The sequence below is a fragment of the Actinosynnema sp. ALI-1.44 genome (genome assembly GCF_001984155.1).
GTDB lineage: Bacteria > Actinomycetota > Actinomycetes > Mycobacteriales > Pseudonocardiaceae > Kibdelosporangium.
Window position 1 is genome coordinate 149,985 of sequence record NZ_MTQO01000045.1, and the last position, 12,980, is coordinate 162,964.

At 68.8% G+C, this 12,980-nt stretch carries 15 protein-coding genes; 5 read left to right on the plus strand and 10 right to left on the minus strand.

Features of this window, described 5'->3' with window-relative positions; translation table 11 throughout:
- Positions 1-18 precede the first annotated feature (18 nt).
- Genes murI through ALI144C_RS21315 form a run of 3 tightly spaced genes read right to left on the minus strand, consistent with a single transcriptional unit; the run spans position 19 to position 2,192 of the window.
- Positions 19-825, minus strand: coding sequence for a glutamate racemase (gene murI, locus ALI144C_RS21305; protein ID WP_076988884.1), 807 nt, complete (start codon positions 823-825; stop codon positions 19-21).
- Positions 822-1,478 carry a rhomboid family intramembrane serine protease gene (locus ALI144C_RS21310; protein WP_076988885.1) on the minus strand — a complete coding sequence of 219 codons (657 nt, stop codon included), beginning with the start codon at positions 1,476-1,478 and terminating at the stop codon, positions 822-824. The genes murI and ALI144C_RS21310 overlap by 4 nt, the downstream gene beginning before the upstream one ends.
- 54 nt (positions 1,479-1,532) lie before the next feature.
- Positions 1,533-2,192 carry a rhomboid family intramembrane serine protease gene (locus ALI144C_RS21315; RefSeq protein ID WP_237774242.1) on the minus strand — a complete coding sequence of 220 codons (660 nt, stop codon included), beginning with the start codon at positions 2,190-2,192 and terminating at the stop codon, positions 1,533-1,535.
- 22 nt (positions 2,193-2,214) lie between these two features.
- Between ALI144C_RS21315 and ALI144C_RS21320 the strand changes: the two genes are divergently transcribed.
- The gene (locus ALI144C_RS21320) at positions 2,215-3,072 is read left to right on the plus strand and encodes an SMP-30/gluconolactonase/LRE family protein (RefSeq protein WP_237774243.1); all 858 of its coding nucleotides are present in this window, start codon (positions 2,215-2,217) and stop codon (positions 3,070-3,072) included.
- 25 nt (positions 3,073-3,097) lie between these two features.
- Here the strand turns inward: ALI144C_RS21320 and ALI144C_RS21325 are convergent, their stop codons facing one another.
- From ALI144C_RS21325 to clpS, 6 genes are all read right to left on the minus strand, one after another.
- Complete coding sequence (locus ALI144C_RS21325) at positions 3,098-4,048, minus strand: PLP-dependent cysteine synthase family protein (RefSeq protein WP_076988887.1); 951 nt, start codon at positions 4,046-4,048, stop codon at positions 3,098-3,100.
- A 5-nt stretch (positions 4,049-4,053) separates the two neighbouring features.
- Entirely contained in the window at positions 4,054-4,326 is a 273-nt protein-coding gene (locus ALI144C_RS21330; protein ID WP_076988888.1) for a MoaD/ThiS family protein, read from the minus strand.
- A 45-nt stretch (positions 4,327-4,371) separates the two neighbouring features.
- The gene (locus tag ALI144C_RS21335; protein ID WP_076988889.1) at positions 4,372-4,827 is read right to left on the minus strand and encodes a Mov34/MPN/PAD-1 family protein; all 456 of its coding nucleotides are present in this window, start codon (positions 4,825-4,827) and stop codon (positions 4,372-4,374) included.
- Between the two features lie 180 nt (positions 4,828-5,007).
- Entirely contained in the window at positions 5,008-6,036 is a 1,029-nt protein-coding gene (locus tag ALI144C_RS21340) for a P1 family peptidase (RefSeq protein WP_076988890.1), read from the minus strand.
- Entirely contained in the window at positions 6,033-6,590 is a 558-nt protein-coding gene (locus ALI144C_RS21345) for a DUF2017 domain-containing protein (RefSeq protein WP_076988891.1), read from the minus strand. The genes ALI144C_RS21340 and ALI144C_RS21345 overlap by 4 nt, the downstream gene beginning before the upstream one ends.
- The gene (clpS, locus tag ALI144C_RS21350) at positions 6,587-6,874 is read right to left on the minus strand and encodes an ATP-dependent Clp protease adapter ClpS (protein ID WP_054289137.1); all 288 of its coding nucleotides are present in this window, start codon (positions 6,872-6,874) and stop codon (positions 6,587-6,589) included. Before clpS ends, ALI144C_RS21345 begins: the two co-directional genes overlap by 4 nt.
- 102 nt (positions 6,875-6,976) lie before the next feature.
- Here clpS and ALI144C_RS21355 point away from each other — a divergent pair, with 102 nt between their 5' ends.
- Entirely contained in the window at positions 6,977-8,272 is a 1,296-nt protein-coding gene (locus ALI144C_RS21355) for a nicotinate phosphoribosyltransferase (RefSeq protein ID WP_076988892.1), read from the plus strand.
- Between the two features lie 10 nt (positions 8,273-8,282).
- Positions 8,283-8,852 carry an isochorismatase family protein gene (locus ALI144C_RS21360; RefSeq protein ID WP_076988893.1) on the plus strand — a complete coding sequence of 190 codons (570 nt, stop codon included), beginning with the start codon at positions 8,283-8,285 and terminating at the stop codon, positions 8,850-8,852.
- A gap of 73 nt (positions 8,853-8,925) precedes the next feature.
- Here the strand turns inward: ALI144C_RS21360 and ALI144C_RS21365 are convergent, their stop codons facing one another.
- Entirely contained in the window at positions 8,926-9,876 is a 951-nt protein-coding gene (locus tag ALI144C_RS21365) for a DMT family transporter (protein WP_076988894.1), read from the minus strand.
- 118 nt (positions 9,877-9,994) lie between these two features.
- On the opposite strand from ALI144C_RS21365, the gene ALI144C_RS21370 reads away from it, so the two are divergent.
- Positions 9,995-10,855 (plus strand): LysR family transcriptional regulator, encoded by an 861-nt coding sequence (locus tag ALI144C_RS21370; RefSeq protein ID WP_076988895.1) that lies wholly within the window; start codon positions 9,995-9,997, stop codon positions 10,853-10,855.
- A 35-nt stretch (positions 10,856-10,890) separates the two neighbouring features.
- Positions 10,891-12,933 (plus strand): ATP-dependent DNA helicase, encoded by a 2,043-nt coding sequence (locus tag ALI144C_RS21375; protein ID WP_237774244.1) that lies wholly within the window; start codon positions 10,891-10,893, stop codon positions 12,931-12,933.
- Positions 12,934-12,980: the final 47 nt, after the last annotated feature.

Here is a 12,980-nt window from a genome sequence, read left to right on the forward strand (position 1 = left end):
CCGCGAGCCAACAACGGGTCAATTTCGCGCCATCGGCCTAACCGCGGCCACTTCCAGCCCAAGGAATCGGCGGGCCAGCCGGTGAAACGGGGCGACTGGCCCGGTGGCGAGGAACTCATGCACCGGGTCGTTGTCACCTGGTTCGCGTAACCGGTCGCGCTCGGTGAGCACGCGGACCACGTCCTTCGCGGTCTCCTCGGCACTGGACACCTGGGTGACGCCGTCGCCCATGACGATCTGCAACACCCCTGTCAGCAACGGGTAGTGGGTGCACCCGAGGACCATGGTGTCCACGTCCGCGCGTTGCAGCGGCTCCAGGTAGCTCTGCGCCAGCCCGAGGACCTGCCTGCCGGAGGTCACCCCGCGTTCGACGAATTCGGCGAACCTCGGGCACGGGACCGCCGTCACGGTGATGTCCTTGGCCGCGGCGAACGCGTCCTGGTAGGCCCCCGACCGGATCGTGCCGACGGTGCCGATCACACCGATCCTGCCGGTCCTGGTGGTTGCGACGGCGCGGCGGACCGCGGGCAGGACGACCTCGACGACCGGGATCGAGTACCGCTCCCTGGCGTCCCGCAGGCACGCCGACGACGCCGTGTTGCACGCGATCACCATCAGCTTCACACCGCTGTCGACGAGTTCGTCCATGATCGCGAGCGAATGGGCACGGACTTCCGCTATCGGCTTCGGGCCGTACGGCGTGAACTCGGTGTCCCCGATGTAGCGCAGTTTCTCAGCGGGCAACTGGTCACGGATCGCACGGGCGACCGTCAGCCCGCCCACACCGGAGTCGAAGATCCCGATCGGGGCGTCGGCGGAGATCAAGCCGGCAGCTCCGGAACGGCCGGGCTCGTGGGCTCGACCTTGCCTTTGCCGCGGTTGGCGCGCGAGGTGAGCCAGGCGGTCAGCACCCCGGCAAGGGCTCCGAAGAGATGGCCCTGCCAGGAAATCTGCGGGTTGCCGGGAAGCACGCCCAGCAGGGTACTTCCCCAGTACAGGAACAACACGAGCGCCACCGCGAGCTGTTTCATGCTGCGGTTGAAGATGCCGCGGACCAGGAGGAACGCCAGCCAGCCGAACGCGAGGCCGGACGCGCCGACGGTGATCACGCCCGACGGCGCGGTCAGCCACACGCCGAGGCCGCTGACCAGCCAGATGGTCACGGTCACGGCGATCCACTGGCCCAATCCGCCAGCCATGGCCAGGAACCCGAACAGCGCCACCGGCAGGGTGTTGCTGACCAGGTGGCTCCAGCCGTCGTGCAGCAGCGGCGCCCAGATCACGCCGTCGAGGCCCGACCAGGACCGGGCGAGGATCCCCCAGCGGTCCAGGCTGACCGGCAGGATCATGTCGACCAGCTCGACGAGGTACATCAACGCGGTGAAGCCGAGGACCACCAATGCCGCCTGTTTCGGGTTCGGCGGCACGACCCGGTTCAGCGGGCCGGGAGCGGCGGGCACAGCAGGCAAAGTGGTCACACTTCGAGGCTACGTCTCCGCAAGGGGCCCGGGATCAGGTGAAACCCCGGATGTTCACCCGGGAAGAGCGGGCCGCGCGGTGGTCTGTTTGAACGAGCGGCCGACCAGCCACGCCGCCACGATGCCGCCGACACCCCCGCTGAGGTGCCCCTCCCACGAGATGCCTGACTGGGTGGGCAGCACGCCCCACAACACCGAGCCGTACACCGCGAACACCGCCACGGCGATCACGATCTGCGGGAGGCTGCGCACGAACAGGCCGCGCACGAGCAGGAACGTCAGGAATCCGAACACGACGCCGGACGCGCCGAGGTGCACGCCGGGCTGGCCGATCAGGAACGTGCCGACGCCGCTGAACAGCCAGATGATCGCGGTGACGCCGAGGAACTGGCTCATCCCGCCTGCCGTCGCCAGGAAGCCGAGCACCAGGAACGGGACCGCGTTGGCGGTCACGTGGTCCCAGCCGACGTGCAGCAGCGGGGCCCAGAGGATGCCGTCCCACTCGTCCATGTCACGCGGCCAGATGCCGTGCATGTCGAGGGTGTGGCCCAGCGCGGTGTCCAGCGCCTCGATCACGAACAGCAGCGCGACGAACCCGCCGACCACGACGAGGGACTGCAACGGGTTCGGCGGGATGATCCGTTTGGCCAGCGGTGTGGGCTGCCTGGGTGGTTTCGGCGGCTCGTACGCGCTGGGGAATCCGGTGGGTTCCACAAAGATGACAGTATCTCGGTTCGTGACTGATCGTTTCGACATCGCGGTGCGTGCCGAGGCCTCGCTCGGTGAGGGGCCGACCTGGGACGCCATGTCCTCGACTCTGCTGTGGGTCGACATCCTCGCGCCGGAGGTCCATCGCTGGAACCCGTCGACGGGCGTGGACGAGAGGACGACCGCGCCGCAGCACGTCGGCGCCGCCAAGCCGAGGGCGGGCGGCGGGCTCGTGCTGAACCTCCGCGACGGCATCGCGATCGTTGATTCCGCAGGTCAGCACCGGTGGCTCAGCTACTGGGCCAGGGACGGCGTGCGCGGGAACGACGCGGCGGTCGACGCGGCCGGGCGGCTGTGGGCGGGCACCATGCGGTACGACGAGGGGGAAGGTGGCGGCTGGCTGGCCCTGGTCGAACCGGACGGCAAGGCCACCGTGGTGCTCGACAAGGTGACCATCAGCAACGGCATCGGGTGGAGTCCGGACAGCACGCTGATGTACTACGTGGACACGCCAACTGGCCTGGTCGACGTGCTCGACTACGACGTGGCGACTGGCTCGGTGTCAGGGCGCCGGCGCTTCGTGGACGTGGACGGCTCGCCGGACGGGCTCTGCGTCGACGCCGACGGCTGTGTCTGGGTCGCGTTGTGGGGCGCGGGCCAGGTGCGCCGCTACACGCCCGACGGCAAGCTCGACCGGACGATCACCGTGCCCGCGAGCAACACGACGGCGTGCTGTTTCGGCGGCGACCGGCTGACCGACCTGTACATCACCACGGCGCGGGCCGGCCTGTCCGACGCGGAGCTCGCGCGTGAGCCGATGTCCGGGTCGGTGTTCGTCGTCCCGGACGCCGGAGCAGGCCTGCCATCCACGGTTTACGCGGGGTGACAGGCCTGGTCCGAAATTCGCGCCATCAGGCCCAGAGGTGGCCGTCGAGTCGTTCGGCGGCCTCGTCGATGGAGCCGCTGTAGGCACCCGTCGACAGGTACTTCCAGCCGCCGTCGGCGACGATGAACACCACGTCGGCCTCGTCGCCCGCCTTCGCGGCCTTCTCCGCCACGGCGAGCGCGGCGTGCAGGATCGCGCCCGTCGAGATACCGGCGAAGATGCCTTCGCTCTCCAGCAGCTGCCGAGTCCGCCGTAGCGCGTCATAGGAGCCGACGGAGTAGCGGCCGGTGAGTACCGACGGGTCGTACAACTCGGGCACGAAGCCTTCGTCGAGGTTGCGCAGGCCGTAGACCAGCTCGCCGTAGCGAGGCTCGGCCGCGACGATCTGCACACCCGGTTTCTGCTCACGCAGGTAACGCCCCACGCCGACGAGGGTCCCGGTGGTGCCCAGGCCGGCCACGAAATGCGTGACCGATGGCAGGTCGCGCAGGATTTCCGGTCCCGTTCCCTCGTAGTGGGCGCGGACGTTGTCCTCGTTGCCGTACTGGTAGAGCATCACCCAGTCGGTGTTCTGCTTGGCCAGTTCCTTGGCTGTGGCCACCGCCTGGTTCGAGCCGCCCGCCGCCGGGGAGAACACGATCCTCGCGCCGTAGGCCTGCAGCAACTGACGTCGTTCCTCGGAGGTGTTCTCCGGCATCACGCAGACCAAGCCGTAGCCCTTGAGCTTCGCCGCCATGGCCAACGCGATGCCCGTGTTGCCGGACGTCGGCTCGAGAATGGTGCACCCGGGTGTGAGGCGGCCGTCTTTCTCGGCCGCCTCGATCATCTTCAGCGCCGGGCGGTCCTTGACCGACCCGGTCGGGTTGCGGTCCTCCAGCTTGGCCCACAGCCTGACGCCGTTGCCCGGCGACAACCGCGGCAGTCCGACCAACGGGGTGTCGCCGAGCGCGTCGAGCAGCGAGTCGTACCTGGCCATCCTGGTCAGCCGCCGGCGACTGCGGGCAGGATCGTCACGGTGTCACCGTCGGAGACCTTCGCCTCGAGACCGCCGGAGAACCGCACGTCCTCGTCGTTGACGTAGACGTTGACGAACCGGTGCAGCGTGCCTTCCTTGACCAGGCGCGTCTTCAGGCCGCCGTGGCGGGCCTCCAGGTCGTCGATGATCTCGGCGACGGTGGCACCGCTCGCCTCGACGGCCTTCTCGCCACCGGTGTGGGTGCGCAGGATGGTCGGGATGGAAACGGTCACAGCCATGGAAATCCTCCGGCTTCGGGTGTTGACGTGGCGCGATGTGGGAAGTCAGCCGCGGTCGGGGACGTCGTCCGCCCCGGTGTGCGAGAACAGGTACGAGTCGACGACTTCCACCGGCTCCTCGGTGACCTCGCCGTCCACGATCCGGTACGACCGCAGCTCGATGTCCTCCGGGTGCCGCGTGGAGACCAGGACGTAGTGCGCGCCGGGCTCGCCGGCGAGCGCGATGTCGGTGCGCGACGGGTACGCCTCGGTCGCGGTGTGGGAGTGGTAGATGACCACCGGCACCTCGTCGTTGCCGTCCATCTCGCGATACAGCCGCAACTGCTCGGCGGAGTCGAACTCGTAGAACGTCGGCGAACGGGCGGCGTTGGTCATCGGCACGAACCGTTCGGGCCGGTCGGTCCCCTCCGGTCCGGCGATCACGCCACACGCCTCGTCCGGGTGGTCGCGCCTGGCGTGGGCCACCATCTCGTCCACGAGGTCACGGCGGATCTGCAACACAGTCCCATCCTAAGGGCTGGGTGGGCCGTTCCCACTCGGTGAGAAACACCACCGGTTCGCCGGGAATGCCTCCCAGCCTTGACAGCTCAGCTTCACTCAGCCCTGTGCAGCGCGGCTGCACAGCACTCCTTTGAAGCTGAGCTTCAGATGCCACCTGGGAAGCGCGGCTTCACAGGGTTGTCAGCGTGCCTTTTCCGGCCAGAGGTCGCGGTAGGCGGGCAGTTGCCCGTTGGTCCGCGCGGCGAGCAGGCCGTGGACCATCGCGCGGGAGAACGTGTCCGCCGCCGCGGTGCAGAGCCGGTCCAGGCCGAGCGCGCGGAGTGGCTCTTTCGCGTAGCCATCGTCCTCGACCAGGGTTTTCGTTCCCGTCGCGAGGGCGAAGATGGTGTCTCCGTTGAACATGGAGTGGGCCGGGTGCACCGCGCGGGCCAGACCGTCGTGCGCGGCCACGGCCAGCCGCCGGGTCTCCGCCTTGGCGAGTTTCGCGTCCACGGCGATCACGCCGATCGTCGTGTTGAGCAGCCTGCGCGGGATGTCCGGGAGGGTGGCCGCCCTGTTGGGCCACGGGCCGCCGAACTCCCCGTTCACCCCGAATCCCGCGGCGAACGGCACACCGGTCAGGTCGTCGACGGCCTCGCCCACAGCGTTGACCACCGCGAGCGCGCCGACAGTGAAACCGTCGACCACAGTGCTGGCCGTGCCGACACCGCCCTTGAGCGAACCGACACGTGCGCCCGTTCCGGCGCCGACGCTCCCCTGCTCGACCGGGCCGTCCGAGGCGGCCTCGCACGCCGCGCGGCCGAATCGACTGTCCGGCCGGTTGCCCCACGCGTTGACCGGCAGGTCGAACAGCACGGCCGACGGCACGATCGGCACAACCTCATGCGGTCGCGCACCGACTGGCAACCCTTCGTTGCGCTCGGCTAACCACTGCATCACGCCGTCCGCCGCGGCCAGCCCGTAGGCACTGCCACCCGACAAGCAGACGGCGTTGACGTACTGCACGAGGTTTTCGGGCAGGAGCGTGTCCGTCTCCCTGGTTCCCGGTGCCCCGCCGCGTGCGTCGACCGCGCCGACGGTTCGCGGTGGCGTGAGAATGACGGTTGTGCCTGTTGCCCAACCGTCGCCGACTCGCTGGTGGTGGCCGACCCGAAGGCCCTCGACGTCGGTGATCGCGTTGAGCGGCCCTGAAGCACTCGTGGCTGTCATGTGCTCATCGCGTGGATGAGTTCCTCCTGCATCACTGTCAGCCAGTGATAAACCGGCAGGTGACCGGCTCTGGGGTCGTCATCGGGCAACTCGTCGGGCATGTCGTCGTCGACGTCCAGCGCGGTCCCCAGCGCCAGGCGCACGTCGTTGAGCGCGGACAGCCAGGCGTCCGCCTGTTCCAGGCTCAGCCGCACCGGGCCGCCGTCCCGCGGGCACGTGTCCAGCACGATCGCGGCCACACCGGTCTTCATGTCCAACAGCGTCGGCTCGTGCAGTGACCGCAGCGCCGCGGCGGAGTCCATGTCCTCCTTGGACGGCTGGTCGGCGTCCAGCCGGTGGAAGTCCGGCAGCAGCCTGGACAGGATCGGGTCGTCCGGCGCGGTCGCCGGTCCGGTCCTGATCCCGGTCAGTTCCGACAGCTCGTCCTGGGGCGCTTCCTCGGCCCTGGCCATCAGCATGTCGTTGATCTGGCTGACCAGGCCGCGTAGCAGGCCCGACTCGTGCTGTTCCAGCTCTGTGACGACCTCGTCGCCGTCCCGGCTCCACGGCTTCAAGAGTTACGCTCCATCGTGGCCCATAGTCCGGCGGCGTGCAGACGGGCCACATCGGCCTCGACCTTGTCCTTGTCCCCGGATGACACCACCGCTTTGCCCTTGTGGTGCACGTCGAGCATCAACTTCGTGGCCTTGTCCCTGGTGTACCCGAACAGCTTCTGGAACACGTACGTCACGTACGACATCAGGTTGACCGGGTCGTTCCAGACGATCGTCTGCCACGGCTTGTCCTCGGCGCCCAGGTCCGCACCGTGTGTCTTCCCCAGCTCGACTGGCGTGGTCATACCCCAATGGTGGCATGCGCCCGCTACACCGTTGTGTCCAGTTCAGCGGTTTGCCGCCGCCGGGTGATCGCCGCGCGCGGAGGCGCCATAGGCTCTGAGTTCATGAACGGACCCGGCGTGACCACTGCGCTGCTCACCGACCACTACGAGCTGACCATGCTGGCTGGTGCCCTCGCCGATGGCACAGCACAGCGGCCATGTGTTTTCGAGGTGTTCGCCCGCAGGTTGCCCGACGGCCGCCGGTACGGGCTGGTCGGCGGGACGCAGCGGGTACTGGACACGATCGCCCGGTTCCGGTTCGGCGACGACGAGCTGAGCAGGCTGAGCGAGTCGAACGTGGTCGACAAGCAGACCGTGGACTGGCTGGCGTCTTACAGATTTTCTGGAGACGTCGACGGCTACCCTGAAGGCGAGCTTTACTTCCCCGGCTCTCCTATCCTGACCGTCCGAGGCACGTTCGCGCAGGCGGTGGTGCTGGAAACGGTCATCCTGTCGATCCTCAACCACGACAGCGCGATCCTCTCCGCGGCGGCGAGGATGGTCAGCGCCGCCAACGGGCGGCCGATCATCGAGATGGGGTCGAGGCGTACCCACGAGCACGCGGCCGTGGACTGCGCGCGAGCCGCGTACATCGCGGGCTTCGCGACCACGTCGAACCTCGAGGCAGGCCGCACCTACGGGATCCCGACCGCAGGCACGTGCGCGCACGCGTTCACGCTGTTGCACGACGACGAGCGCTCCGCCTTCCAGGGCCAGGTCGACGCGCTGGGCGTCGACACGACGCTGCTGGTCGACACGTACGACATCACCAACGGCATCAACACCGCGATCGAGGTGGCCGGGCCGGACCTCGGTGCCATCCGGATCGACTCCGGTGACGTGGGTGTGCTGGCGCGCCAGGCGCGTGAGCAACTGGACTCGCTGGGCGCCAAGGACACCCGCATCGTCGTGTCCGGCGACCTCGACGAGTACGCGATCGCCGCGCTGCGCGCCGAGCCGGTCGACGCGTACGGCGTGGGCACCTCGCTGGTCACCGGATCCGGCGCGCCGACCGCGGGAATGGTCTTCAAGCTGGTCGAGGTGGACGGCCGCCCGGTGGCCAAGCGGAGCTCCCACAAGGAGTCACGTGGTGGGCGCAAAGGCGCGATGCGCCGCCACAAGCCGACCGGCACGGCGCTGGAAGAGGTCGTGTACCAGCCGGACAAGCAATGGCCGCAGATGAGCGACAACGACCGCGACCTGCAAGTGCCGTTCCTGCGTGGTGGACAGCCGGTGGCCGACCCGCCCACCCTGGAGCAGTGCCGCAAGCGCGTGAAGCGGGGCCTGGTCACCCTGCCGTGGGAGGGTCTGAAGCTGTCGCACGGCGACCCGGCCATCCCGACCGTGTTCATCGACTAGAGGAGTCACCGTGGCGAACGCGTTGATCGTCGTCGACGTTCAGAACGACTTCTGCGAAGGCGGCTCCTTGGCCGTGACCGGTGGCGCCGCGGTCGCCGCGGCGATCAGCGAGCACATCGGGCGCACGCCGTACGACATCGTGGTGGCCACCCGGGACTACCACATCGACCCAGGCGCGCACTTCAGCGATAACCCGGACTACGTCGACTCGTGGCCGGTGCACTGCGTCGCGGGTACGGCGGGAGCGTCGTTCCACCCGGAGTTGGACGTCACGGCGATCCAGGCGGTGTTCTCCAAGGGCGCGTACGCGGCGGCGTACTCGGGTTTCGAGGGCTCGGCTTCGGACGGCAGCGCGTTGGCCGACTGGTTGAAGGCGCGGTCAGTGACGAACGTGGACGTTGTCGGGATCGCGACCGACCACTGCGTGCGGGCCACCGCTCTCGACGCGATACGCGCGGGTTTGCCGACGCGGGTCCTGCTTGAGCTGACCGCGGGCGTGGCTCAGCCGACGGTCGAGTCCGCGCTGGAGCAGTTGCGAGCGGCGGGCGCCGACCTGGTTGGCACGCCCCGGGTCGGCTAGTGCCGGGATCCGCTCGTCGCAACCCTGGCAACCGATGTCGCATTCGTTGCGTTCATGTGGGTGCGCAGGCTGATCAGCGTCTGCGCCACTGACCGGGGACCGGCCGGTTTGACCGGCTCAGCAACACGCCGACGATGATCAACGCCGCGCCCGCGACGGTGTTCGGGCCGACCGGTTCGGCCAGGAACACCGCGCCGAGCGCGGTGGAGAACAACGGCGTGATGTAGGTGACGGTGGACGCGACTGTCGATCCGGCGGCGCGGATCACTGTGAAGTTCAACTGATAAGCCACTCCCGTGCCCAACGCACCCAGGACCAGCAACGCGGCCATGGCGCCGTAGCCCGGCCATGTTGGCGCGCCCTCGACCACAGGTGTGACCACCGCCAGTTGCAGCGCTCCGCACGTGACCTGGACGGTCGCGAGGACCAGCGAGGATTCCGGCCGACCGGACATGAACCTGCGGGAGTACGCGAACGCGGCGCCGTAACAGGTCGTCGCGCCCAGACAGGCCAGCGTGCCGACCAGTGGACCTGTGTCGACGCCGTTCCATATCCCGAGGACCACGAGCACACCGGCGAACCCGATGGCCATCCCGACGAGCCGTCGCGCGGTCGGCCGTTCGTCCGGCAGCAGGAACAACACGAACACCAACGTCGCGAGAGGCACAGTCGCGTTCCACACGCCTGCCAGCACCGAGCTGATCTTCGTCTCGCCGAACGCGAACAGCGGGAACGGCACGGCGTTCAGCAGAAGCGCCACCACCGCACCGTGCCCCCACGCCGCCGGGTCGCGCGGCAGCCGCTGGCGGGTGACGAGAACCATCAGCCAGAGCGCGGTCGCGCCGAAGACGCAGCGCCACAGCCCGACCCACATCGGGCCGACTCCGGCGTTCACCGCGATCTTGATCAGGAAGAACGTCGATCCCCAGATCATCGACAGCACCAGGAACGCGGCGATCCACCGACGGTCGTTCCCGGTGGCGCTCGTCTCGCGCCACCCGGGCCGTAACTGCAGTTTGTTCATCACGCTCCACCTTGACCGCGTCCACCGGGCGTTGTCCGGCGGTCTTCGGACACGAGGTTCGCCGAGTCAGGCATGATGAGTCCAACAAGTCATTCGCCAAGATCCATGAGAGTCGCTCATGACCGTGAACCTGGCCCAGTTGCGCGCGCTGCTCGCCGTGGTCGACGAGGGTGGCTTCAGCGCCGCCGCTCCCGCGCTCGGAATCAGCCAGTCCGCGGTCTCGCACGCGATCGCGGCGCTGGAACGCTCGGTCGGCAGCCCGGTTCTGCACCGCACCAAGCAGCCGCGGCTGACGACGTTCGGCAACCGCCTGGTCGAACACGCCCGCGCGGCCGTCGGTGCGGCCGCGGCCATCAATGACCTGGTGGCCGAGAACGCCAACCAGCCCACCGGCACGATCCGGCTCGCCGCGCCCGCCACCGTGTGCCAGGGCTTGCTGCCGGGGTTGCTGGCTCAGTGGCGGGGTGACCTGCCGGGCGTCAAGATCCGGTTGTTCGAGGGTGAGGACCACGAGATCGTCGAGTGGCTCGCCGAGAAGACCGTCGACGCCGCCGTGCTGGTCGACCCGGAGGGCCACGACGGTGTCCGGATCGGCGCGGACGAGTTCCAGGCTTTGCTGCCGCACGACCACCCGCTGGCCCGCGAGGACGAGATCGGGGTCCCGGATCTGGACGACGACCCGTTCCTGCTGTCCGACGGCGGATGTGAACGGCACGTCCGCGAGCTCTACCGGCGCACGACGAGCCGGTTGCGGCCGACCCACCGGGTCAGGGAATGCGCCACGCTGATCGCGATGGTGCAGGCCGGCATCGGTGTCTCGATCGTTCCCGGGCTGATGGCAGCCATGGTCGGCACCCGGGCGGTGCTCGTGCCTTTGAAGCAGAAGTTGACAAGGCGACTCGTGTTGACCGGTCCGGCCACAGGATCGTGGCACCCGGCCGTTACCGCTCTGGTCGACGCGACGCGGTCAAGGGTCTGAAATGGATGTCGGAGCCTGCCGGTAGGTTCGTTTCCGTGCCCACACCCGCCGACACCCTTCCCTCGCTACGCGAACTGCTGACCACCGCCGTCGAAGCGGTCGGCGGCGCCGAGCGGCCCGGTCAAGTGACCATGGCCGAGGCGGTGCACAGGTCGATCAGGACCGGCGAGCACCTCGCCGTCCAGGCGGGCACGGGAACTGGCAAGTCGTTGGCGTACCTGGTCCCCGCGGTGCGCCATGCGATCGAGACGGGCCGGACCGTGGTGGTGTCGACGGCGACCATCGCGTTGCAGCGCCAACTGGTCGACCGGGACCTGCCGCGACTGGCCAAGGCGCTCAAGCAGGCGATCGGGCGTGAGCCGACGTTCGCCATCCTCAAGGGCCGTCGCAACTACCTCTGCCTGCACCGGTTGGACACCGGCGCACCAGAGGAGCCAGACGACGGCGCGCTGTTCGACCCGTTCGCGGTGTCGGCGCTCGGCAGGCACGTGAAGCGGCTCTTCGAATGGTCCTCCGACACCGAGACCGGCGACCGCGACGAACTGGTTCCCGGCGTGACCGACCAGGCCTGGCGGCAGGTGTCCGTGACAGCGAAGGAATGCCTGGGCAAGGACAAGTGCCCGTTCGGCACGGACTGCTTCGCCGAGAAGGCCAGGGCCGAGGCCGGGCAGGCCGACCTCGTGGTCACCAACCACGCGTTGCTCGCGATCGACGCGTTGCAGGGCTACCAGGTCCTGCCCGAGCACGACGTGGTGATCATCGACGAGGCACACGAACTGGTCGACCGGGTCACGTCGGTCGCGACGGCGGAACTGACCGGGGGCATGGTGTCCGCGGCGGTCAAGCGCTGCGGCCGCCAGATCCCCGAGGACATCGTCGACCGGCTCGAAGAGGCCAGCGAGGGCATCAAGGAGATCTTCGAGGACCTGCCGCAGGGCAGGCTGGACGATCTGCCGCGCCCCCTCGAAGGTGTGCTGCGGGTGACGCGTGACGCGGCGCACGCCTGCATCACCGCGTTGGGACCGGACAGGTCCTCGTCTGACCTCGAGTCCACAACGGCGCGCCGTCAGGCCATCGCACTGCTTGAGGAAATCCACGACACCGCGGTGCGTGTCCTGGAGTCGTTCGACACCGACACCGCTCAGCGCAGGGATGTCGTGTGGCTCAGTTCGGACATGGTCGGTGGCAACCTGCGCCCGCCGGCGCTCCGCGTCGCGCCGTTGGGCGTGGCCGGGTTGCTCCGTGAGCGGTTGTTCGGCGAATGCACCACGGTCCTGACGTCCGCGACATTGACGCTCGGCGGCTCATTCGACGCGCTGGCGCGCCAGTGGGGCCTGCCGGTCGAGCAGCGGCCCTCGCAGAAGGCCGAAGGCACGGCCACCGACATCGCGCCGCCCGCCGACGACGACGTCCCGAGTTGGTCGGGCATCGACGTCGGTTCGCCGTTCACCCACGAGAAAAGCGGGATCCTGTACGTGGCGCGGCATCTTCCGCCGCCTGGCCGCGACGGCCTGCAACCCGCGTTCTTCGACGAGCTGGAAGGCCTCGTGAACGCCGCGGGCGGCCGGACGCTCGGGCTGTTCTCCTCGATGCGCGCGGCCAGGCAGGCCGCGGACGAACTCAGGGAGCGAGTGGACTTCCCGATCCTGTGCCAGGGCGAGGACTCCACGTCGCTACTGGTGAGCAAGTTCGCCGACGACGAGGCGACCTGCCTGTTCGGGACGTTGTCGCTGTGGCAGGGCGTGGACGTGCCGGGGTCGTCGCTGCAACTGGTGGTCGTCGACCGGATCCCGTTCCCCCGGCCGGACGACCCGCTGGCGTCCGCTCGTCAGCGCGCGGTGGAAGCCCGGGGCGGCAACGGTTTCCTCACGGTCGCCGCGACCCACGCGGCGCTGTTGCTGGCGCAGGGAGCAGGCCGGTTGCTGCGCTCGAACGACGACAAGGGCGTGGTCGCGATCCTGGACTCGCGGCTGGCGACGGCGCGGTACGGCGGGTTCCTCCGCGCCTCGTTGCCTCCGTTCTGGACTACCTACGACCCGTCAGTTGTACGAGGTGCATTGACGCGGCTCAATAGTTGAACCGCTTTCCCAATGTCGTCCGTAACACCCTACGGAGGCATCGGAAG